The sequence below is a fragment of the Streptococcus sp. DAT741 genome (genome assembly GCF_009866825.1).
Lineage (GTDB): Bacteria > Bacillota > Bacilli > Lactobacillales > Streptococcaceae > Streptococcus > Streptococcus ruminantium.
On sequence record NZ_CP019557.1, the window covers coordinates 1832273 to 1855456 of the forward strand.

Sequence of the window (23184 nt, forward strand, 5' to 3'; positions counted from 1 at the left end):
CCCCTATACTTTACTTGGTAATGTGTAGCTGTAACTATTTTCGGTTGTTTTGTTAGCATGGATCAGCGCTAGATTGTCAATAATGAGATTGAGAGTTTCTTTCAAACTTGAATAGGTTGTAGGACCTCCCCACAACCAAACATCCCCAATTTTCACTCTTGAAGATACTCTGTGATTAACATTGTGCGCATCAATTTCGAGTTTGTTCGGCAAAGTAACTACATCCCAACCATCGGATGAATCATAAGCAGAGCTAGCTAGACGGATTTTGTCTCCAACCAAATCAAGAGCATCGATGTTTGATCCATTCCAAATGCGCATGCCAACAAAACCTCCATCGTTAGAACTTTCAGTTCCGTTTCGATTAGAACCTATGACAGTTACCCCTGCGTGCCCTTTGCCGTCTATAAGTCCGGTCGCAAACTTAATGAACTGAGTGGGGTATCCGCTTAAAATTCGTTTCAAAGCCGCTTGGTCAGTGTAGTAGAGGATTTGACCTGCGTTAAGGTTAAATTCTGCGGCACCGTTTGTCGCTCTGAGAAGGCCGCCTGTTATCTGACTTGCGGACACTTTAACGGATTGTACGCTAGTGATGAACGCATTTTGGGCAAATAATTGTTTGAGATAGGCTTCGTTCGCTGCGAACTTGTTGATTAGAGCTTGGTCCACAACCATCTTGTCACCCGTTATAGAATTAGCGCCGATGACATTAGCGTTTAGCTTTCCAAAGGTTCCGTCTGCTACGAATAGCCGGTTAAATTTCCCGTCAATCGCTTGGATTTCGTCAACTAACGTTTTCCCTTTCAGTCGAATTTTAGATGCTTCAAGCAGGAATTGAGTGGGGGACAGATTGGCTTGCGCCAATATATCGCCAGCGCTACTGATGTGTTGCACCGCCCAGGAACCTGCCAAGGCACTGACTTGCGTTTCGGCAGCTAACTGCATGGCGGAGGTATTGTCCATAAAGCTGGTTGGCGGTACTTCTCCTCGTACGATTGAGATTTGACCAATTGCAACCGAGCCGTTCTTTCTCAGCCAAACGTGCAGGCCGAAATCATCTGTGGTAGTTACTGTTCGGCTCACTGTGAATGTCCCTGTGTAGATTTGATTATTGCCTGTTTTTGTGAGTTGTATAGAAAACCCAGCGATACTTGATCCACTTTTTATTTCAACTCCAAAAACGTCATCGGGCACCGTATCAACCCAAAGATTGATACGGTAGCTTAATTTCTCCCCTTTGATAAACTTTTGACTGTGGAGCGGCATTTGAAACCCTCCCCAAACATGGGTTGTCACGCCTGTTCGAGTGATACGAATCATCTTGTATTCATCCGTACCAATCATAGCTAACTGTGCGCCGCCGGGTCTTGCTCGGTATTTTGAGTAATTAGTGGGGTCGTATACCAGGTTTTGGCCATCTATCAGATTGGATACACGAGTCACCAAGCCTTTAGCGGTCTGAATGGTCTCGGATATGGCTGTACCATCACCGATAGTGCGCTGATAGAGATTAACAGCTTCTTGCACCTTCTGGAAAGCTACCTGATCTGCTTTTTCTGTTTGCAAAATCGCAAAGCGACCGTCCACAGTTTGTTTAAACTCTGCGATTTTACTATCAGTATCTTCTGGAGCAGGGCCTGCATCTATACCCCCCTCTCCTTTAGTCAACTCAACTTTCCTGAAAGAGAGAGAACCTATCTCGCTGTAGCCTAAAATGATTTGACGATGCCCGAAATCTGAGTTAGGCTTAAAGACACCCGAAATTGAGTACCGAACCCATTCATTAGAAGCAGTTAATGTTTCTCTAGCTCCCCCTATGTGGGTTACGACATGTTCGTAATCCGCGAGACCATTATCCCGAACTTCTAGCCAAAAATTAGGATTCCCGGAATTACATTTTGCTTCAACGGATAGCGTATAGAGTTCGCCCGCCTTTAATTCTAGTAGCGCAGTTGAATCTTTTTTTCCTCCCAGACGAGCGCCGCTTTCTGAGTGTATTTGAAGCTGCTTCCAGACTTTAGTAGTTCCGGAGACAGTGTAGATTCCGTTACTGAAATTAACATTTTTAGAAGAGGAATCACCTTGGGAATATTCCCATAGTCCGCGGCTAAAGTCATAATCTTCTGCGTAGTTCCTTACCCCTTTTCGTAAACTTTCAAATCGATGTGTGATACCACGAACATCTTCCTCATATTTCGATTTGGATACATAACCATTAGCCACTGCTGTGCGTTCTGCCGCAATCTGCCGGGCTGTCTCCTCTCGCATAGCTGTGAAGTACTGATTAACTCGTTTCCCCTCATCGCTTTGATAAGTTTCCAGAGATTCCAGACGTGTTCGTAGACTATTCGCTGTTTGCTCGACAGCAGTCTTGTACTGTTCGGTCTTGCCATTAAGAACACGCAATTGGCGTGTTAATTCAGCGGAATTCTCTTCGGCAGTGCGCTTATAGGCAGCGACTTGCGATTGAAGGTCCATGTCGGGTAGATGGTAGTCTGTCGGAATTGTGCCTTTTTCGAATTGAACTTTTAGATTGGGGGCTTCTCCAAATACGTCATCACTAAAGCTAAATTGGATATATTTAGCGTTCGGCAGAATAGAGATATCACGTTTAAAGTACAGCGACGTTTTGCTAGGGTAGATAGTAAGATAGCTATTTTCGATAACTCGACCTTCGCTATCCAGCTGAATAGCACCAATCCAACTAAAATCGTTAATTGACTTTGACCATGTCTGCAAGATATATGTTGCGCTGCTATCGACAGCGAGGGGCTCTCCGTGAGCGTAGCGCGCACTGGCTATACTCTCGCCTTTGGTAAACTTGTAAAAACCTTTGGTAGCGCCGGACAAGCTAAATAGATTGGTAGCACCAATTTGTAAATTTCCGAATCTTTCAGTAATTCCAGCTAAGTTAGATTCAATTGAGCTGGTTCTGCCGCTCATCTCTGACCGTAGCAAGCCAATTGATTCTTCCGCTTGGCTTGCTTTGGCCGCAGCTGTATTGACTAGTTCTGTCAAATCACTTTTACTTTGGTCTAGTTCAGATTTTGCTTCTTCAATCAATTTCTTGGCAGTAGATGATTGTTCCAAAATCTCAGCTATCTGCGCATCCTGAACCATCTTCTGGGCTTGGTACTGTCTGTCGGATTCGGCCATCTGGCCAACTATCTCTTCTTTGATTGCATCTGCATAGACCTCGGCATCTGCTTTGGACTGTTCAATACCGTCATAGATTTTCTCAGCACGTTTATCAAACTCTGCATCAAAAGCAGCATTAGCATTTTTCACAGCCCTTTTAACAGCAACGTCCTGAGCTGTGGCACTTGCTCCAAGTATGGCATCGGCAGCATTGGACAGACCACTGGATACCCCAGAGCCCCCAACCCCTGGCTTATCGTCAAAAGTGATGGAGATATACTCTTCTGTCAGAGCGTTGAACTCATAGGCAATGGCCTTCTTATAGAGGTCAGCACTGTGCTTTCTGCTCTTGAGGTTAACCGTGTCGCCCAGATGGACAACTTGACCGTCAAGCTCATAGGCCTCAATCTCAATGGCATCAGAGACCTTGTCAATGCCCTCATTGGTAAACTTAGCCTCAGCCCACTTTCTCAAGTCTTCAACGGTTTCAACGTTGTTGTTCTCATACTCTTTCTCGTTGATATAGGGATAAGAGTTAATAAGTGGACTATCAACAGTCACTCTGAGCGTCACTTCGTCTTCAGCACCATCTGGCTTAAAAGTTGACCGTGCATGAATCCTTGTGACAACACCCTGAGAGTTCTTGGTACGCTGATAGGACTTGAGGTTCTTGTGTGTCGTGATGACAACCCCACGATCAGCCCCACGGCTACGCTTGATAGAAAGAGCAAAGTTATCACGGACAAGCTCACCCTCCCACGTTCCAACGATACTGTGTTTACCGTCCATAAGGACAGAGTAGAGCGTTTCCGTTTCAGTCGTGTTATAGGTCCGACTGTCCATGATGTCACTAGTAAAGGAGAAATCACCTAGACCAGTCTTAGCATTCTGAACCATCTGAGACAGTGCCATAGCACAGCCTTGACCCACCACAGAAACAGGAGTGATAGACCGCTTCATGATGTCATCAGAGACATGATAGGCAGTGATGTCCAGACTATCATCATTCTCAATAGGCTTCTTGATTCTAAACAGCTGAGCGCCCAACACAGGCACAGGCGACTTAATCAGCATATCCTCTTTGATAAGCTGATAGATACCTGAATCCGTGATAGGATAGCGAACAGTCAGGTAGAAATCACCGTTGTTTTCTTCTTTGACAATGGCAGAGCTGGCTTCATGTAGTGGAATGCCATTCCATTTGACCGTTCTTACATTTGCATCAAGTAAAAAGAGCAACTATGCCCACCCCCAAACTGTTTCAAATTTCAAGGACGTTATGCCAGCACCTAAAACAACACCGACATTCTGCCCCTTGGCAGTATCAACTGTGATAAAATCACCATCCCACTTAATGAGCTTGCCACTAGCCGTCTTAAAGCTAGGATTGTCAGGATCATTAGTCATCACAAGCGATTCTGAGAGCTTTTCAAGTTTAATCACTTGATTACCTACCGTAAACGATGTCTCAGAAGCGCTCTGACCAACCACTGTAATCTTCGGAAAAGCAAGAGCTGACCCTTGCACCCTCAAAACCCCATTCCCAGTTAATGTCTGGGTGTCAGTACCTTTGAAAAACTTGGTAGGGTGGCAGATGAAGGTAACATCAACCACCCAAGCACCAAATCCATCTTTTCCAATCTCAAAGCTATCAACCTTATAACACCAAAGCCTAATAGTTGGTTCCTGTTCATTTTCCAACCAGAACTTTTCACGGTTCAAAAGAGCAGAAAAGCGATAAATTTCTTCATCGCTTGGCTCAATTAAAGTGATATGATAAGGCTTCTCAATTAGTCCACGGTGTCGGTTCGATTGCACAACTGCACCACTAATACCGTCATGCTCTAATAGAGCTGTCTTGGAGCTGGAGACAATGACATTTGGTCTAGTTTCAACCAATACATCACACTTAAACGATGATGTTTTCACACCGTCAATAGTAAGTTCATTGATTTTTGTCATGCCATTCCTCCTCTCAAATTAGTTTTACGTTGCAATTCTTCAGCAATACGATTTCCAACCACGTTAGCCAGTCTGTTTAGATCAGCTTCTTCCCTGATAGTGATATCAGAGAAGTTGACGTTGATATTGTTCGATGTGTTCATCGTGTTTGCAATACTTTGACCAATTGCCCCCAGGGTTGACTTATTCAATGGCAAGATGGCTTCAGCGCCAGCCTCACCGCCAACCATGGCACGGTTTCCATTCATGCCAAATAGAGTTGGTTTGGTCATGATACCGCCCTTGGCATACCAGTCAATGCCGATACTTGGCAAGCCACCTTTTAGCCAATCCAGAGGGTTAGCAGAACCACTCACACGGAAGTGAGGTAGTGGAATATGAGGCCATTTAATCTGGAAGTTAAACAGATTCTTGATGGCATTGACCCCGTTGGACACTGCATTTTTCGCCCCGTCTATCGCATTGGAAATAGTGGATTTTATGGAATTCCAAATATTACTTGCTGTTGAAAGTATCCCATTAAAAATTCCTGAAATCGTGCTACTCAAATTATTAAACAAATTTGACCCAGTTGAGACCAGTCCAGACCACAAATTGGAAAGAGTGGAAGTGAAACTTGACCACAGAGACTGAGCACCTGAAATCAAACTTGAGAAAATATTGGACAAGGCACTAGTAAAGCTAGACCACAAAGACTGTCCAGTTGAGACTACTGAAGACCAAAGGCCAGAAAGCCAGGCAGTGAAATTTGACCACGCTGTGGTGGCAGTCGTGACTATGTTAGTCCACAATTCAGAAAGCCAGGCAGCACAAGAATCCCACGTTGACTGAAGCCATTCAGATATGGCTCCCCAGTTCATGATGGCCTGAATGATAAGTGTGATAGCGGCAATAGCTCCTACTATTGCCGCCACTACAATTCCGACAGGCGCACCTATTGCCCCTATGGCAATGACCAGCGGTGCAATTGCACCAAGCAACATCATTACAGCAGTTGTAACTAGGCCAAGAATCACGATAGTCTGTTGATCAGTTTCATTTAGGCTAGTAAACCAATTAACAGCAGATTCAAGCATACCCATCAAAGGTTCTAAAGCTGGTATGACAGTCTCAAGCAATTTACCGCCAAGTTCTGCCATTCCCTCTTTTGCTTGGTTAGAATACTGAGTCAATTTGTCTATTGGGTCAACTGTTTCATCAAATGTGGTGGAGACAGTACCAGAGGAACTTTTAGCTGCTTCAGCTAAGTCATCAAAGCTAAAAGCACCACGCTGAATGGCATCGACCATTCTAGGAGCAGCCTTACTACCAAATATTTCTGAGGCAATACTTAAAGCCTCTGTCTCACTGGTAGAATTTTGAATAGCACTAACAGTCTCATTCAATCCATCTGTCAAAGTCTTACCGTCTTTAGCATAGTTAACAGCTGCCTTCGATAGAGAGGATAGAGCAGCAGATGAATCCACACCGCTTTTCTCAAACTTACCAATCAGTGCAGCACCTTCTTCAAAAGAAAGCCCCAAACCTTTAATCTGAGGAGCACCGTCGATAGCTTTTTGAACAATCGTATCAACTGATTGTCCTGTGTCTTGAGCGGCTTTGGTCACATTGTCTAAGACCATTCCCAAGTCTTCAGCTGTCAAACCATAAGCTTCAATAGCTTGTTTAGCAGAAATAGCAGAACTTGAAATATCTGTTTCGTTAATCTTGGCATACTTGATGAGTAATTCAGACGCTGATTTCAGTTTTTCCCCAGTAAAACCGAACTGAGTATTCAATTCCCCAACAGCATCACCAGCATTCTTAAAGCTGGTAGGCATACCAGTAGCAATATCTTTAGCAATTTCCTGAAGCTCTTCTAGGGCATCACCAGTCAGCCCCGTTTTGGTTGTGACGGTGTCCATCGCTTCATCTATCTCAGACCAAGCATCTACTGTCATTTTCCCAGCAGCAAGCATTTTCTGGCCAATCTGACCAGCCTTATCTGCAACATCCATCATGACATCAGCTCTTAAATAGCTGGTTGCCTCTTTGATGTCTCCAGTTGCAGAACGGCTTGACTCACCAAGATTGTCCATTGCACGGTCAATCTTTAGAACTTCAACTTCAGCTTGACCGATTTCATTTTGAAGTTGACGCCATTCTTCTGTACCTATTTTCTCATCGCCAAGGGCAGCTTGTTTTTTCTTTAATTCTTGGACTTTATCCCCAGCCAATTCCGACTGTTTGCCAAGTAGTTTCATTTTTTGCTCTGCTAGTTCGACATTGTCAGGGTCTAGCTCAAGCTTTTGATTGACAATATCAAGCTCTTTAGCAACATTATCAAGTTCTTTGTTAAGATTCAGAATAGACTTTGGGTCTCCTACATCTTCAATGTGTTTCTTTGTTGACTCCATTGCCTTATCAACAATCTTCATCTGTGATTCAACCTTAGCAATTTCAAGTTGAAGCTTATTCCACTGTGCTGACCCAACTTCAGATTCTCCCAGTGCCTTCTGTTGCTTTTTGAGTTCAGCAATTTTCATAGCACCAACACGAGTCTGTTCTTGCAAGTTAACCAACTTACGATTCAACAAGTCAACATTGTCTGGATCCATCTTCAATTGTCTGTTGATGTTATTGAAATCTTTTTTCAAACTAGATAGGGCATTATTGATACCTTTTACAGACCTATCAAATTCAACAGTATTAGCACCAAATTTGACGTATAAGCCTTCAAACGTTTCAGACATAAATTTCCTCCTTTCTTTTTAATCTGACATTACGCTAAGTAAATCAGCGTTTGACAAGGTTTTCTTTTCTTCATGATTGATGCTCATTTGGTGAAGAGTTCCCATCAAATAGTTAAAGTGTTGGGATTCTGCCCAAAAAACATCCATCCGATTTTCAAAGACAACCTTATAAATTTTTTCAGAAGTTACTACTTCTGAAGAGGCTTTTTTTTATCTTGTGGCACCTTTGCCCTGCTTCGGTTAAATTCATAGAAGAGGTCTGAGAAGAATCCAATATCAATCAAATCACCAAACCAAGGAGCCAATGAGGCTGTTTCAGCAGTCAACTCATTCTGTACCAGGCGACCATTTTCAACCTCACCGTAGAGGCAAGGGATAACTTCAGTTAAGAAGTTCATGAAATCTGACTCCATAAGTAAAGGCATTAGTTTGATTTTTTCTTCATCAGTTAAGTCAGATAGGCTACCAGTTACACCGGTTGCGAGGGCAAGCCGTGTGTAAGCCGTGAGTGCTTTTTGGTTGTCATCAAAGAAGTTGCGACCTGTTCGCTGTTCATACATCTTGATAGCTGGTAAAGAGTAAAGAAAGCGCACTGTTTCAGTGTGCTCCCTTTCTTCACCATAACTATCAAACGCTGTGAATGATAGTTCTTTTTTTATCATTAAACGCCTCCGCTAGTAGTTGTGGTAGGTGTAGTGGTTGTTCCAAGCGCTTCATTGATGAAATCAATCAGCTTGCCTGGTGACTTGTCAGCAAACAACTTGTCAAACTTCCCACGGACAGTTCCTTTGCTGTCATCACGCCATACAATTTCTGATACAGGTTTCTTTTCAGAATCCACAATGAAGTTATTTGGAGAGGCAGTACAAGGGATTTCAATTTCTTTTGGTGTTGCTGATGTTTCATCAGTTGATGTGCTGCCTTTAGGTGCAGATGCCTTAACGTTCGTCCAAATGTGGAACTCTTCAATCTCAGCTCCAAACTCATCTGTAACAGTTTCAGCATAACCCCAAATGAAGTTAGTATTGACACCAGTATCAATCAAAGCTGGTGGTGTAGAGTTAGTAAGTTTTTTACCTAAGTGATCAATCATAAACTGTTTAGGAATCTGATAGGTTGTAATAGACCCTTCTGTGGATTTTTTACCTTGCAAACGGACATGTTCCACATTGTCTGCATAGTAGGCATTTGATTCCTGAGAAGTTTCAAAAGATGTGCTTCGTAGCCCAGTAAAGGGATAAGGTTTCTGCAAGTCCAAGGCACCAGCATCAGTTTTAGCAATTTTGGCATAAAAACCATTCGCATTACCGTGAGTGACTTCCCTTGTATCGTATTGATAAGTCATGTAAGACTCCTTTCTTATTTGGGTGTGATTTTAATGGATTTCATATCATTAAGGAATTTCTCCTTATTCTTGAGGTAGGCTGGTCTGATATGCTCTCTAGGGGCAACAAAGCCACCGTTTTTAGTGGCACGACCATTCTCTAATAAGTGGGATAGAGATTTTTCTTTGCCATTGTTATGAACAATAGCGGCGTCATCTATGATATCGTGTGTCCAACCCTTTTCGTAAACACCGTTTCGTCTAGGGCTTCCAGTTCTAATGTCATTTTCTGTACTTTGAGCAGCCTTCTTAATGTTCTCTAAAACTTGATTCTTGATATCGACCTTTAGCGGTGTCATCTTCACGCTACCACTGCCCATTTGTAAACACCTCAAGTCTATAAGTTGTCAGTAGATAGTCAGTGTCAGGTTGTTTTAGATTCAACTGATTTGGCTCACACATAAAATTAGACAGCATCAAATCTTCAATGCTGTCTAGTTTCTTCTTGTGGTAGTGACTAACTTGAACAGTCACTTTTCTCATGTGTACTCTATCATCAGCAGTAATGCTACTGCCTGGTGTTAACCGATAATACAAAATGACATTATCAGGAGAAGATTTCTCCTCACGCTCCATGTAGAAAACCTTAGCCTTCAAATGGTTTGCTTCAAGGATAGCTTGAATATCTTGTCTAGTGAAAAATTTCTTGGCCATTATTTCAGTTCTCCAAGTTCGATGATAGTGTAATGACCATCATCTGATTCTGTCCCAATGTTAACCTTATACTCTTTGCCATTGTATTTGACATAGTCCAGAGTATCAGTCACATAATTGGAACGAACACTAAACCTAGCAGTCAGAACTTGACCGTCTGCCATAGCTTTATCAAGCCTTCGCTGATAGATTTTCTCTTTCTCAGCTTTGACTTTCTTTTCTACGGTCTTTTTCTCCCAGACACCTTTTTCAACCTCAACACGCTCATCATAGCAAAGAATGATAGCCACTCTTGAAGATTTCATGTCTTCCCTTCATAGATTGCCTTGAGTTGATACAAAAGATTTGTCATCTCTCCGTCAATCCATTCCATAGTAGCAGCACTGCCAGTCATCAAAGATTTGTCAAAACGTTGAACACATCTCAGATGTAACCAGTCAAGCACTGTCTCCCTATCTTCTTCCTTAATGTCTGTCCATCCCTCTAACTCCGTTTCTTTATCGATACGGATAACCGGAATAGCATTTCTTTGTAAATATGAAATCCCACTGTTGATATATCGTAAAAGTTGGACGTCAAAGATATCCTCTTCAACGTCAACCTCTACCATTTCTTTGATTGTGTTAAGGATTGTCATTTAGACTCCCCTTTCTATCTTTAACCTGCTGGGTTTGTAAACTTAACCGCTGATTTGTACTGAGCCAAACGACCACCCATAACACTAGCAAGCTCAATGTGACGGCGGTTGACTGTTACATCATAATCATCAAAGCGGTCAACGGCAGCCTCATCACCAATCATCTTATAAGCTTGGTCAGCAAATGCAATGATTGGGTTAGTTGCACCGTCCATCCAATCGTAGATGTAAACTTGGAAACCAGCAATAACATTTCCATTGGTTGCAATTGGAGCAAATGGCTGAGGATCGATGTAGCGACCTTCTGCATCTTTGACCAATTTCAATTTACGAGCAATGGCTTTTGAAGTGACAAGGATTGGAGTAGTATTCGGAACCATCTTATCAATACCAGCAACCAGCGTTTCAAGAACAGCATTGTCAAAGACACCAGCAACGTTGATTTCTTGTGTCTCAAAGAGGTTCACTTCAGTTTCTTCAGCAATTGATTTGATTTCAGTGATTTTGTCTTCAGCACTGTTAGATTTTCCATCACCAATAACAACAGCACGTTCAATAGTTCGGATGAAGCCTTGAGCAAGTTCTTTCATCACATAGTTGAAGTAAGCGCCTGTTGTATCTTTCTTCAAGTCAGCATATTCAAACGCATATTTGATATAGACTGTTGCAGAGTTGATAGTGAAATCCAAGAATGTGAAGTCTTCATCTTTCTTAGTCTTACCAGCTTTGTGTCCTTTAGCTTGAGATACTTGAGTTTGAAGAGCAACACGCACCGCATAACGTGGATCTTTTGAAACGTGGTTCAATATTCCATTATAGTTAGTAAAGGCATCTTGAATAGCGATAAGAACAGGTTCTGGAAGAATCTTAGTGAGGTTAGTCACTCCTTTTTCAACAAGGTTAGCTTCCCACGCTTTACGGGCGCTGTTGGCACTACCTTCGTTGTCCATCAGAATACGGACAAAGTCAAGAGCAGCGGCTTTGGTTTTCAAATAATCCATAGGTGTATTACCTTTCTGTTTTTCTTTAATGATTTTAGCAGCTTTGCTGAGTTCTTCTTCAGTTTCTTCAATGTCAGAATCCAGCCCAGCAATTGTTTCTTTAATAGCTGTTGCTTGAGAAACTAAACTTTCTGCATCAGTTTTCAACTGTTCCAAGTCATCGTCTTCAATGGTTGAAGATTTCATCTTGGCTTCAATAGTGGCTTTTTTAAGCTTTACCTCAGCTAGTTCATCAGTTGCTTTTTGACGAGCTTCCAAAAGCTCAACGAGTGATTTTTTCATCATGTCTCCTTTAAATTTTTGCAAGTTTACTCATGATTTCTTGCCTCATGTTCGCCTGAGCGATTCGCTTATCAACCGCTGACATATCAAATTCCTTAATATTATCAACAGTTGCTTGAGGGTTAGCTGGAACGGTCACAACAGAAATTTCAAAGATTTCAACTTCCTTGAAAATCAATCCGCCGTAAGGCTGCTTAGCGTCAATAGGCTCATAATCTTTGATAAAGAACCCAATACTCAGGCTATCCAATGCCCCCATTTTCATGAGGTCATAAGTTTTCTTAGCCTCTGGATCACTAAGGTTAAATGTTGAACGTGTTCGCAAGCCTTTTTCATCCACAGACAATTCATGCTTACCAATAACACGGTTACGGTCATGATTAAGACACATAGGGACAACAGCCTTAGATTTCAGAGTGTTATCAAAACACCCCTTAGCCATCACATCGCCTTCTCTGTCTGTATTGTCATATGTTGAAGCGTAAGCCTCAAAATGAAAGTCAGCTGATTCATCCTCAACTGACTTCACGACAAAGGTTTTTAGTTTTTCCATTGCTTACCTCCTTTCGTGAAAGATATGCCAACCGCCCACCCTTTAGATTCCTACTCAGATTCTTCTGCACCAATACGCACAGCATTCAGGTTGGTTTCAAATACTTCACCGCCCTCATAGCCAGGTAAACCAAGATAGGTTTCGCGGAACTCATTTGAGTTCATCAATCCAGCATATTTGGACTTAAAGCCACCTTCAACCAAATCCTTAAATGAAATCATGTCAGCCATATCAAAGAAGACCAGTAACTTATTCCCCTGAGTCCGCGCTGTCTTCGTGAAGTATTTTCTGTTGATTTCTTCAGAATAGACACGCTGATACAACTTCATGACACTAGAATAGTAGGCTCTATATTGTTCCTCAGTGTAGTCACAGGTAAATAATTTCTCATTGATACCATGAGCATTATAAAGCTGTGATTTCAAGAACTCTAATTCTTCCTTGGAAGCAGTAGAATAGTCTTTGCTAAGTTCCTGAAACTCTTCGCCTTGCTCAAGATAAGCAATGCCACCGTTCTTGGCCAAGTCCAGCATACTATCAACACGGTCTCTGGCTTGTTTCTTCAAATGTCCATCAGCAGCCTTAGTTGGTAGTTTCAAGAAACCTCTCAAACTAGAATTGCCATCGCTGAGCTTTTCTGTCAAAGCATTCAAATTAATGTCAATAAGCTCAGTAATCTGATTGAGTTGAGCCGTGACATTTAACTTTGGATTTTCAAATACCCACACATCAGTAAGAGGAAGCTCAACAGCAACATCATCAAGCATAAGCTCCACGCTCTCGGCAGTCCAAGTCACTGTCTTCTTAGCAAGCCATATTTCAACCAGTCGGCCATTCTCCCAACGTGGCACAACAACCGCCACACCGTCTCGCAACATAGCTCTAGTTACATTTGACCAAAAGACAACAGGCACTTCTAGTGGATTTGGTGAAACTGTTAGCACCTCAGCCAAATCGCTATGCTCATACCAAACCATCGAATCGACACCGCCTGGGTTACGAGTAATCTTGACATGCTTAAACCTTAACTGAGCTGTGTCAGTGGAAATCTTATTGTAGATGTTATCCAAATAGATGGAGTTCCTACGCCAGTAGGAGATACTTCTTTGAAGATAGGTTCTTGTAGATTTCCGATTGTTTGGACGGAAAATCCTAGCAAAAACCTCCTTCAAATTTTTCAAATAGTTGTTCATTCTTCACCTCAATCAAAGTAGTAGCTCAAGTCTTCCTTGAAATTTTCATAACAGATAAAGGCATCTAGCTGACTAGCAAAGACGTCAATCTTTTCTTTTGCCTTTTCTTTATTTGGAAATACGTTGTTATTCGCATCTATCTTGACACGTACATTGGCATGGTTCCAAGTTGCCACAGGATCGTCAAAGATGATTTTCCCCATCTTGGCCTTTTCCTTGTAAACCTTTAAAGGATTTGACAGGCTCTTGACCGTCTGTGGTATATCGTGGCAGATATCCCCATAATAGTCATTGAATAAGCGGATAAGCTCCTTAGCGTTCCAACGGTCATAACCAACTGCAACAGGAAGAATCCTATTCTCACTCATGAACTGCCTTAATTCTTCAAAGATATAAGCTTGGTCATTGTAGTCCAACTCATGAACATGAAGCTGACCACTAAGCTCCCACTCAGCGTATTTGTCCCTTAATTCTTTTGGAAGGCCTTCAATCGTATGACGTGGCATGAATTTCTTGTTCAAATACTGACGCTCTTCACCACGCACCACCATGAATGAGACAGAACAGATATCATTGACATCTGACAAGTCCACACCAAGCACACAACGAGCACTCCGCTCATCATTTCCGACAAATAAGCTCTTATCAAACTTATCTGTCCAACCCTTACATTCTTCATTGCTGAAGTAAGCAAGATAGTTGTTGACAGGAAGATTGAAAGTCTTAGCCATCAGCTCAGCTTGTTGTGCTGGATCATTCTTGCTCATCTCAATATCACGAGCGATGGTTTCTTTCTCTGTCGTGATACCAAGTAATGGCATAGCTTTCTGCCACATATCAGGGTCATGAATCTCTGACACATCGTCCAACTGATAAATCCAAGGCATGACAGAATCATTGATAATCTTGTCATCAAGGATATCTACCCAGATGTTGTAATACTTATCAAAGAGCTTGTCACGCTTCGTTCCATTTGTGGAAATGTACCAGGTTATCCAATTCTTACGCTTACGGCTGGAACCATCATTCACAACCTTGATGAAGTCATCATCATAAGTGTGCACCTCATCAAAGATATTGTAGTGAGCATTAGTACCGTCAAGGCTTTCATAGTCAGAAGTCTTGATAGACATAAGACTGTTAGTTGTTTCATACAAGATACCTTGCTTGGTTGAACGTAGGATGTCAGCCTCACGCATATAGTGCAGCAAGCTTTCTTCATTCGACAACATCGCCCTTGAGGCATTGAACAAATAGCCAGCCTGTTCACGACTGTAAGCAAGAAGCTGAATATCAGCACCCCACTCACCGTCAATGATTTGACCAACCTCACCAATAGCAGAACCAAGAGTAGTCTTACCTGTGCCACGAGGCACAATAATAGGCACCTCATGAATGAGACGCCTTTCTTCATAATCTGTGTATTCTTCCAAGGTATCAGGATTGGTCTTAGTAACCTCAACCGTGTGATAAAAGCCCCACGTTGTTTCTAACCAAACCTTTTGTGGTAATGCTAAGCGTAACTTACCAGCAAGGCCTTTAGTATTGCTGCACTCTTCCTCAATGAACTCAATCCGTTTGTCAGCTTCCTCCTGTTTGAAGAGGTATTGCTCTTTGTATCGCTCAACACGTCTAATTGATTTCATTGTGAGCTTACAAATACGAATCTTACCAGTATAGATGAGCTGAGCATACTTATCAAAATATCTCATCTCAACCATAACGTGCTAACTTCTCCTGAATCATTTCTTTGAGCCTATCACCCTGTGGACTTTGCTTTTCAATCGTTGACATGATCTGCATGTTAAGCTTTTGATACTTTTCCATTCCATCAAGTAGGTACTTATCAGGTAGCTCACCGTCATTGATGACCTTATTGATTTCAAGCTGGAAGTTTTCAATCACTTTTTGATTGTGATTGTATTGAGTTTTGAGATTTTTCAACCCAACTGAATCATTATCACTGATTTCAAGCATTTTTTCTTTTGGAATCAGCTTGAAAGTCTTACGAGATAGCTCAACACGTTCCTGCCTTGTGTACTTTTGCCGTTGATTGGCAAGCTTTTCCAACTCTTTGAACTGACTTTTGGTGATATTTGACCTAGTTTCTTCAAATATGCCCAGCTTTTTTCGATACCTGGTAAGGGTAGCACGACTTATTCCTAGCTTTTCTAAAACTTCATTGATTTTCAAAATCATGCTCCTTTCTTGTATCAATTTTCGTCAATTTTGGGGGAGAGGTACACAAGAGGATTGACACCGTTATTATTTTGGCGCTGTCAAAATTCAAAATGGGGGGAGTCCACAAAAATTCAAAAATAAAAAAATCAAAAATAAATTTATATTCCGATTGTCTAAATTTAAATTTATTTTACTTTGAAAAGTTTTTGTGTTGTGACATTCAAGACAAAGTAACTGACAGTTCTCTTCGTTGAGAGTAATAGATCCATCTTGATAATTAGTTTCGTCAATCTCTATGATGTGGTCAACAATACTCTTACCGTGAATCAAACGTCCGCATATGTCACAACGCATACGCTTAGCTTTTCTGATTTTATTTCTCAGAGTTCTCCAAGGTTTCGAGTTGTAGAATTTAATCTGCCAAGCTCTGAACCAGTCAGAGTGTTTAGGGTTTCTATAGCTCACTACAGTGACCCCAATGCAAAACTATTTCTTGCAACCTCTCTTGAAATGTCTCTAATCTTTAAATCTGCTTCACTCACTATTCTTTTGTCATAGTTGATTAACGGATTTAGAATATCATTTACCAAACTTGGCTTTATTACGATTTTATTTACAGTCTCGTTAGGCTTAATATCTAAAGTCACCTCATATCCATTTGCAATATGTTCTAAGTCGTTATTCGTGAGATAGATTTCTAAAGTGCTACCAGCTACAAGACTAATTCCATCAAATGCATTTTCATCTTTCATGGCATCGTCACCCCCAACAAAAAAGAGAACATGCCTAAGCTTGCTCTCTGGATTTTTCTCATGTTACCAATATATCAGATTGTTTTTGTCAATAATACCCATTTTTTTGACAAGATTATTTTTACGACTTCAGAATACATTTCTGCTGTCATTTTGGAATAAAAATTTTTAAAAAACATTAGAAAGTCCATATCTTCATTTCTAACCATTGAGTACATTATTGCAAATAGTATTGGCTTTGCACTCTCGTAGTCAAAATCTCTAATGCTACTAATCACCTTGTCTAAATCTCCAAAAAAATCTCCAAACAAAGAGTTGTATCTGAATATAGTATTCAAAGTATATGAGATTTGAAAGCTACTGCCAGCAATTTCTATTATCACTTCACTTATATCCTTTCTCAAAAATTATGTAAAATATCCATACTGAACTATCTATATCTTATATTTTATCCAATTTTGTTTCATACTAAAAAACTAATAAGGACAAGGCTTTAAACTCACTTCAAAATATAAACTAGAAACTTCCTCGTTATGGATAGTTGAAAAAATCAAAAAAATATTAGAGGCTAAAATTACTCATCTTAGTATCAAGCTCATCTTGTCTTACACAGATATAGATTAGTGTAACTGCTGGACTTGAATGGTTGAATAGTGACATCAAGTCAGCAACGTTCTTGTACTTTTTGTAGTAATGATAGCCAAATGTTTTTCGCATGGTGTGAGTACCGACATTGTCAATACCAAGGTCTTCAGCAGCTCTTTTAAGAAACCAGTAAACCGTCTTATAGCTGAGTGCCTTGTTCTTTCCAACACGACTCTGAAATAGATACTCATGAAGTTCCTTGTCTTTGACAAATTCCCTCAATTCATTTTTGAGTGGCCTTGTCATCTTAATACTTTTATACTTACCAGTCTTTTGTTCCCTAACTTTGATATGCCAGCCCTGGACATCTTTGACCTTTAGCTTGAGAATATCTCCAACACGGAAACCTGTATTGATGCCCAAAAGAAATAGCATGTAATACTTTTCATTCCAAGATGATAGATAGTCCTTCATGGCTTGGATATCGTCTTTGTCTCGCAGAGGTTCAACAATATTCATCGCTTTGCTCCTTTCTCAAAAAAATAAAGCACCAAGGATTTCTCGGTGCTTAGCGACACTATCAATCTATCAGATCGTTCCTGTCAATTCTATATGTTTTTTTGACAAGTTACATGAACAGTAATTTTGCAAGTGTATCAAGGATGACTTCACGTCTTCTGTAAATCTGCTTGCTGTGTCTGTATAGGTAACCAGTCTCACCATTTTCCATGATATGCCAAACTTGAATCCAATCATACCCAGTGTGCTCTCCCCACCTCAGATGGAAGATTTTCTTATCATCAGGTTCAAGTACATCCAGCAGTTTTGAAATTGCTGTTTGAAACTCTTCAAGTTTCAGAATCATTGGATCACTGGCATAAGCAACAGCTAGATTCTCAGATGTATTAGTTGATGTTCCACTGCGACTAGCTCCTGAATCATCGATGCCTGGCATGGTCAGGTTTTTGACTGCATAGATTCTTTCCAATTCATGACGGCGCTGGCCAATAAGTTTATCAATTTTTAGATACTTAGCCTCAAGCTCAAACTCAAGGAAATCACGTCTTGTCTTACTTGCTGTTTTCTTTGTCAAATTGTTCTCCCCATTTTTTCCATTGATCAGCTCTGGTCAATCGACCAATCAGTACAACATTATTGATCATGCAACTCCTCCAACGCTACCCACCGAAACTGTGGGTATTTCTTTGCTTCTTCTTGGGTGCAACGACATGCATAGACTCTAACGAATAATTCCGAATCCGTATCAATAATCCTATGTTTTCCATTCGTTCTGACAAGGATAGAATACTTTGTAAGCCTTGGCTCTGGCACATCGACCAGTAGCACACCTAATTTTTCAGTCATATCACTTCTCCATCAATTCCGGATGTTCGTAGATATTTCCTATCACTATAGTCTCTTCAATTTCTGACCACAGAGGAATAAGCTCTTCACCTGTATCAATCATCCAAGCGCCTTCAAGGAATTTAACCACTCCTCTGTAGTCTTCATAAGAGCCTCCACAGAATCGTGTTGTCTCAACTATATCTCTGTCGAAAATATCCTTGCCATCTTTGTCAAGCGACCCTGTAAATTGCATTATAATGAATTCATCTGAAACATAATCTGCGGAACTCACAAGAGCATTTTTTGTTGAATACCACCAAATAGCAGATAGGGACTCCTCCTCGTTTTCGTCATTTTTCCAATCCAAAGAGCTTACATTGACCATCTTTTGCGCGGTTTTTCGCCACGCTCTAAACTTCGGTACTACCATTCTTCCCTTCTTTCTATTCGTTCAATTAGACAGCAACCACACAATCCTGTCTGGTATATGCAGCTGTAATCTTCGTTCCCTTCGTAGGATACGACACCGCATTCTTCACATTCGAGCTTTTCCATCACTCCACCTCCTTCGGATTTCCATAGATTAGGTATACCGCAATTTCCATCTGCGCCATACCGAGCGCGAAATCGACCCATTCATCAAAGTCTTTTGTTTTAGGGAGCCAATCTTTAGTAGCTCCAAAATCAAAATATTCAGGTTTTTCATCAGCGAAGATGCACTCCATACAGCCCATGAATGACATACCATCTTCTGCCATATCCCAGAAATAGTCAGCTCTCTGCTTAACTGTATCCGGTAGATTATGTATCGGAGGCACAACCTTTCCATTTCTGATATTCCATCCATAGACGCCGTTGACCTTATCCTTTAATTTATCCATATTCTTTCTCCTATTCTTTCGGTGGCTCTGGCAGCGGCATCCAGTATAGACCTTCCGCATCTGAATCCAGAAGACCTGCACCGTCAAAATCGCTGTACCACTCGTCTATCCATACACCTACGCCATCGCTGACCAAGACCCTTTCTTCGCTGTCAGGAACTGGACAATCCCATATTTCGTCACAGTCAAAGTATCCTTTCTCTTCTGCATCTGTTTTCCGCACTCTAAATTTATTCCATGTCATCTGCGACCTCCTCCAATAAACGGTATGCAAGCCATCCATAATATCATTAAAACAATCAAAATTTTATCTGTTTCACTCATCACTCCACCTCCTTTTTTGAACCATGTTTAAGTTTCCACATTTTCCATTGCCTCCAACTCCGCGTAAATCTCTGCCAACTTAGCCTGCCCCTCGGCAGTTTGTTGGCTTGCTAAAACTTTTTCAGCCCATTCTGGCACAGGTTCATCTTTTTCGTTGGCTAACATTCTAGCCTTCAAAGCCTGCATCCGTTGCATGGCTTCTTCTGAGTTGTCTTGCTCAATTTCTTCCAAGGCCCAGTCAGGAATGTTAGTTTTTCTAGGCTGTGAAGTATTCCTATCTTGGAAAGCGTTACTTTTCCTATCGACATAGTTCCGTTGCTCTTCGTCCTGTTGAACAATAGTCCTAATATCGTTCTGAACCCAGTTTTTCAAAATGGCATTGACGTAGCCAAAATTACGCTTAGCATTGTCTGCAGCTCTATCAATAGCTCTCTTGACAAGTGCAGGTTCTAGTTTATCAATATCTAAGTAGTCTTTTAACTTCTCATACTGATAACCATCCAAAGCCCCTATTCTTTGTTGGTAATAGTCGAAAATATTTAATTCAGTAGCAGGTTTGACAACATCTACTTCTGACTTTATCTCTTTCTTTATATCTATCTCTTTTTTTAACTCTATCTCTTTCTCTAACTCTATCTCTTTCTCTAACTCTATCTCTTTCTCTAACTCTGTTGGACAGTTGTTGGACAACTGTTGGACATTGTCCAATCTTAAAGTTTTTCTTTGTTCTCGTTTATACCTTGCCCAATCTGTTTCTTGTTCCATCAGAGCTGGAACTTGCAACATTTCAGCGTTGTTTTCATCATCAACTTGTACCAATCCAACACCTTTAAAATATGCAAGTGTCATCTGGATTTCCTCCTCTTTGATGTCTAGGCGGACAGCGAGTTCCTTTTCCAACGTTGGCAAAGTACCCTCATAGTATATGATGCCATCTGTCGCAAGCGATTCCAGCATGAGTATTTGATAAACAATAATCATGTCCTTTCCACCAGGCATACGGAGAGCTTGTTTAATAGCCAAGTTTTTAAAGAAATTTTGGTCAAGTTTTAACCAAAAAAACACTTTTTTCTTCTTTTTCATGACTTCTCCTCCCACATTTCGGCTACTATGCCCTTATTCCAAAGGTCCTGTTGATAAACTCTGGCTTCTTGCCAAGTATCGAAAGACTTCTTGTAGTGGTACTTCCGACCACGACTCTTTTTATTTATTTTTGCAACAACCCAAACCATAGCTAGACCTCACGATCTGCCAATAGTTCAGCCTGGCACTTGTTGACATTCTCCAAGAAGTCAATCCGTCTGCGTAGCTCATCAATCAGCCTAGCCTGACCAACGCATTCCTGATTTTTCAGTAAGGCTAACTTCTTGTATTCCTTGGCTGTGTGCCTAGCGTTGGCCAATTCACGTTCCAGCTCATGTTTATTTTGAGGGATGTAATCCTCTCCATCCACACTCAAAAAACGCTTCATCATGTCCCAAAATTTCATTCTATCCTCCGTAGTAAGTCCGAATTTGCAAATATCTCAAATTCCGTTCTGGTTGCTTTTCTTCTACAACAGGCTCTTTGACTTCAATCTCAATCTTCATCGACTTACGGATCAGCCAGATTAAGATTGGGCTCAAGATAGAAATAACTGCCAGAGCCTGCTCTGTTGTCAACATCAATTCTTCTGTCATATCGCTGTCCTCTGCCAATTATTGTGGTACCATTCAATCACTGCATCACGAGGGTACTTCTCGCGAGCATTCGGAATTCTTGGGAAATCTTTGTGGCAGTTGAAACGTTCATCAAAAGTACCGGTGTCTTTTGTTCCTAAGAGCATCTCAGAACATTGTGACTTGTTGAGTTCCATAGGAAACCGTCGTTTTTCGTCCATGACAACGTGCATGACCTTTAACGCTCTATCCATTAGCCCAGCTTCAAACTGGTCCAACATTTGATTCATTAGATCATTCATGGTATAATCCTCTTGTATCTTTAGATTTGAGCCTGATTGCCGTCAGGCTTTTTGCATGTCTTCGTTCAAAAACTTGTTGATGAAGTAAGTCTGACCCTTGCCCGTCATCTTGGTCGTCTTGCTGATCCGAATGCTACCATTAGGCTCATTATGTGTACGCTCCTTGACCTCAAACAAGCTCATATCCATAGACCTCTGAGTCGGCATATTGTAGCTCTCACCACGCTTCCGAATGAGAAAACCATTATTGCGCAACCACTCAAACAAGCGATTTTGACCGATATTGTAGCCATTCTGGCGCAAAATCTTGGCAAAGTCCCCAATCAAGATAGATGTAGCACTAGCCTCGACCGCATTAGCAAACAGCACCTTGGGCTTGTCCGCTTCAATCTGTGCTTCCAACTGATGCACCTTCTTGTCGGCCAATAGCAGAGCGCGAGCCATAATCTTCTCTGGACTGTTGAAGTCCTTTTCTATTTGGATAAAGTACTGCCGTACCTGCTTGCCACGGTCTGTCCGTTGGATCATAGCAATTTCCTTAGCCATGTCCAGCTTGATAACGTGGTCAACAGCTTGGCGACCTCCCGTACTTTTTCCCAAATTTGGGAGAAAGTCCTGACCTTCGACAAATCCATACTCGGTCATTCTTTCAAACCAAGTTGTATATCGTGAATTGACCCCCAAGGCCTCATGCAACTGCCGACCAGACACAACAGGCTCTTGATTGTCATTCACACTGACATCGATAATTTCGTTCATAAAATCCCTTTCTAACGTGATAAAATTTGCTATAATAAAAATAAAAACGAGGTGCATTATGGATGAACTTCTACCCACAATTTTGACTTCATTTGCAACAACGATGGCAGTTAAAGGAGCAGAAGCTCCTGCAAATACCTTTAATGAAGCGTGGAAATATGTTTTTGGTCCAATCGACAGTTTTTTGATAAGAAAAAACGAAAAACGTAGAATCGATAACGAAAAATACATTCAATCTCTCACAGAAAAGGTTGAAAAAATCCCACTTGAACAAATACAAGAACCTAAAATCAGTATTCTTGGTCCAGCTTTGGAAGCTTCAAAATTTTACATTGAAGAGAAAGAAATTCGAGAAATGTTCGCATCGTTACTTGCATCCTCTTTTGATTCTTCAAAAAATCCACAGCTTCACCACTCATTTGTCGAGATTATCAAGCAAATGAGTCCACTAGATGCTCAAAATTTAATTAAGATTGCTACTTTTAGACGATTTCCAGTTGCAAGATATTCCATAAAATACGAAAACAATTCTACAAGTCTTTTGAAAAGCCTGGTATTTATTCCAGTGGAAAACCTTGCCGAATCAGCTGATAACTCTATCTTCGATTTTGATAGACACGCTACATCGATTACAAATTTGGAAAGACTTGGACTAATAAAAATCGATTTCGAATCGTGGTTTTCGAGTGAAAGTAGATATTCTTTACTCGAAAACAATCCGCTTGCAGAAGCTTACAAAACTTCATACATTAACGAGAATAACAATGAAACTTTACATATAAACAAGGGAATAATTGACATTTCCCCACTTGGTATGGACTTTTATACAGTCTGTCTATCTAAGTAACTTCTGTACCAA

The 23184-nt window shown here is 41.0% G+C and carries 28 protein-coding genes; 1 reads left to right on the forward strand and 27 read right to left on the reverse strand.

Annotation, left to right across the window (positions count from 1 at the left end; all coding sequences use genetic code 11):
* Positions 1–3: 3 nt before the first annotated feature.
* The 27 genes from BZG42_RS10140 to BZG42_RS08800 all read right to left on the reverse strand — a co-directional run bounded on the left by BZG42_RS10140 (position 4) and on the right by BZG42_RS08800 (position 22325).
* Positions 4–4377, reverse strand: coding sequence for a phage tail spike protein (locus tag BZG42_RS10140; RefSeq protein WP_155996280.1), 4374 nt, complete (start codon positions 4375–4377; stop codon positions 4–6).
* Positions 4378–5100 (reverse strand): phage tail protein, encoded by a 723-nt coding sequence (locus BZG42_RS08670; RefSeq protein WP_155996279.1) that lies wholly within the window; start codon positions 5098–5100, stop codon positions 4378–4380. It abuts the gene before it with no gap.
* Positions 5097–7832 (reverse strand): phage tail tape measure protein, encoded by a 2736-nt coding sequence (locus BZG42_RS08675; protein ID WP_155996278.1) that lies wholly within the window; start codon positions 7830–7832, stop codon positions 5097–5099. Before BZG42_RS08675 ends, BZG42_RS08670 begins: the two co-directional genes overlap by 4 nt.
* 188 nt (positions 7833–8020) lie before the next feature.
* On the reverse strand, positions 8021–8494 hold the full coding sequence (locus BZG42_RS08685) for a hypothetical protein (protein ID WP_155996277.1): 474 nt from the start codon (positions 8492–8494) through the stop codon (positions 8021–8023).
* Positions 8494–9177, reverse strand: a complete 684-nt coding sequence (locus tag BZG42_RS08690; protein WP_155996276.1) for a phage tail protein — start codon at positions 9175–9177, stop codon at positions 8494–8496. Before BZG42_RS08690 ends, BZG42_RS08685 begins: the two co-directional genes overlap by 1 nt.
* Before the next feature lie 14 nt (positions 9178–9191).
* Entirely contained in the window at positions 9192–9536 is a 345-nt protein-coding gene (locus tag BZG42_RS08695; protein WP_155996275.1) for an HK97 gp10 family phage protein, read from the reverse strand.
* Positions 9523–9870 carry a hypothetical protein gene (locus tag BZG42_RS08700; protein ID WP_155996274.1) on the reverse strand — a complete coding sequence of 116 codons (348 nt, stop codon included), beginning with the start codon at positions 9868–9870 and terminating at the stop codon, positions 9523–9525. The genes BZG42_RS08695 and BZG42_RS08700 overlap by 14 nt, the downstream gene beginning before the upstream one ends.
* Positions 9870–10175, reverse strand: coding sequence for a head-tail adaptor protein (locus tag BZG42_RS08705; protein WP_000842788.1), 306 nt, complete (start codon positions 10173–10175; stop codon positions 9870–9872). The genes BZG42_RS08700 and BZG42_RS08705 overlap by 1 nt, the downstream gene beginning before the upstream one ends.
* Positions 10172–10507: a phage head-tail connector protein gene (locus BZG42_RS08710; protein WP_155996273.1), complete on the reverse strand. Its 336-nt coding sequence runs from the start codon at positions 10505–10507 to the stop codon at positions 10172–10174. The genes BZG42_RS08705 and BZG42_RS08710 overlap by 4 nt, the downstream gene beginning before the upstream one ends.
* Positions 10508–10527: 20 nt before the next feature.
* Positions 10528–11790 carry a phage major capsid family protein gene (locus BZG42_RS08715; protein ID WP_155996292.1) on the reverse strand — a complete coding sequence of 421 codons (1263 nt, stop codon included), beginning with the start codon at positions 11788–11790 and terminating at the stop codon, positions 10528–10530.
* A 10-nt stretch (positions 11791–11800) separates the two neighbouring features.
* Positions 11801–12343 carry an HK97 family phage prohead protease gene (locus BZG42_RS08720; protein WP_155996272.1) on the reverse strand — a complete coding sequence of 181 codons (543 nt, stop codon included), beginning with the start codon at positions 12341–12343 and terminating at the stop codon, positions 11801–11803.
* A 50-nt stretch (positions 12344–12393) separates the two neighbouring features.
* The gene (locus BZG42_RS08725) at positions 12394–13536 is read right to left on the reverse strand and encodes a phage portal protein (RefSeq protein WP_155996271.1); all 1143 of its coding nucleotides are present in this window, start codon (positions 13534–13536) and stop codon (positions 12394–12396) included.
* A gap of 8 nt (positions 13537–13544) precedes the next feature.
* Positions 13545–15257, reverse strand: coding sequence for a terminase TerL endonuclease subunit (locus tag BZG42_RS08730; protein ID WP_155996270.1), 1713 nt, complete (start codon positions 15255–15257; stop codon positions 13545–13547).
* Positions 15250–15735 (reverse strand): hypothetical protein, encoded by a 486-nt coding sequence (locus tag BZG42_RS08735; RefSeq protein WP_000601033.1) that lies wholly within the window; start codon positions 15733–15735, stop codon positions 15250–15252. Before BZG42_RS08735 ends, BZG42_RS08730 begins: the two co-directional genes overlap by 8 nt.
* 87 nt (positions 15736–15822) lie before the next feature.
* The gene (locus tag BZG42_RS08740) at positions 15823–16071 is read right to left on the reverse strand and encodes an HNH endonuclease (protein ID WP_227990310.1); all 249 of its coding nucleotides are present in this window, start codon (positions 16069–16071) and stop codon (positions 15823–15825) included.
* Positions 16072–16181: 110 nt separating this feature from the next.
* Positions 16182–16469 (reverse strand): hypothetical protein, encoded by a 288-nt coding sequence (locus tag BZG42_RS08745; RefSeq protein WP_155996268.1) that lies wholly within the window; start codon positions 16467–16469, stop codon positions 16182–16184.
* 561 nt (positions 16470–17030) lie between these two features.
* Positions 17031–17573, reverse strand: coding sequence for a site-specific integrase (locus tag BZG42_RS08750; protein ID WP_001028147.1), 543 nt, complete (start codon positions 17571–17573; stop codon positions 17031–17033).
* Positions 17574–17682: 109 nt separating this feature from the next.
* Positions 17683–18147, reverse strand: a complete 465-nt coding sequence (locus BZG42_RS08755; protein WP_155996267.1) for a hypothetical protein — start codon at positions 18145–18147, stop codon at positions 17683–17685.
* 59 nt (positions 18148–18206) lie between these two features.
* Positions 18207–18419, reverse strand: a complete 213-nt coding sequence (locus BZG42_RS08760; RefSeq protein ID WP_155996266.1) for a hypothetical protein — start codon at positions 18417–18419, stop codon at positions 18207–18209.
* A gap of 1 nt (position 18420) precedes the next feature.
* Positions 18421–18831: a YopX family protein gene (locus BZG42_RS08765; RefSeq protein ID WP_155996265.1), complete on the reverse strand. Its 411-nt coding sequence runs from the start codon at positions 18829–18831 to the stop codon at positions 18421–18423.
* A gap of 124 nt (positions 18832–18955) precedes the next feature.
* Positions 18956–19282 carry a hypothetical protein gene (locus tag BZG42_RS08770; protein WP_155996264.1) on the reverse strand — a complete coding sequence of 109 codons (327 nt, stop codon included), beginning with the start codon at positions 19280–19282 and terminating at the stop codon, positions 18956–18958.
* Between the two features lie 10 nt (positions 19283–19292).
* Positions 19293–19526, reverse strand: coding sequence for a hypothetical protein (locus tag BZG42_RS08775; protein ID WP_155996263.1), 234 nt, complete (start codon positions 19524–19526; stop codon positions 19293–19295).
* 107 nt (positions 19527–19633) lie between these two features.
* Positions 19634–20689: a DnaD domain protein gene (locus tag BZG42_RS08780; RefSeq protein ID WP_155996262.1), complete on the reverse strand. Its 1056-nt coding sequence runs from the start codon at positions 20687–20689 to the stop codon at positions 19634–19636.
* A 151-nt stretch (positions 20690–20840) separates the two neighbouring features.
* On the reverse strand, positions 20841–21095 hold the full coding sequence (locus BZG42_RS08785; RefSeq protein WP_155996261.1) for a hypothetical protein: 255 nt from the start codon (positions 21093–21095) through the stop codon (positions 20841–20843).
* Position 21096: 1 nt separating this feature from the next.
* Positions 21097–21285, reverse strand: coding sequence for a hypothetical protein (locus tag BZG42_RS08790; RefSeq protein ID WP_155996260.1), 189 nt, complete (start codon positions 21283–21285; stop codon positions 21097–21099).
* Entirely contained in the window at positions 21282–21566 is a 285-nt protein-coding gene (locus BZG42_RS08795; RefSeq protein ID WP_155996259.1) for a DNA-binding protein, read from the reverse strand. The genes BZG42_RS08790 and BZG42_RS08795 overlap by 4 nt, the downstream gene beginning before the upstream one ends.
* Positions 21567–21608: 42 nt before the next feature.
* Entirely contained in the window at positions 21609–22325 is a 717-nt protein-coding gene (locus tag BZG42_RS08800) for a phage antirepressor KilAC domain-containing protein (RefSeq protein ID WP_155996258.1), read from the reverse strand.
* A 58-nt stretch (positions 22326–22383) separates the two neighbouring features.
* On the opposite strand from BZG42_RS08800, the gene BZG42_RS08805 reads away from it, so the two are divergent.
* Complete coding sequence (locus BZG42_RS08805) at positions 22384–23172, forward strand: DUF4393 domain-containing protein (protein ID WP_155996257.1); 789 nt, start codon at positions 22384–22386, stop codon at positions 23170–23172.
* The last annotated feature ends 12 nt before the right edge of the window (positions 23173–23184 follow it).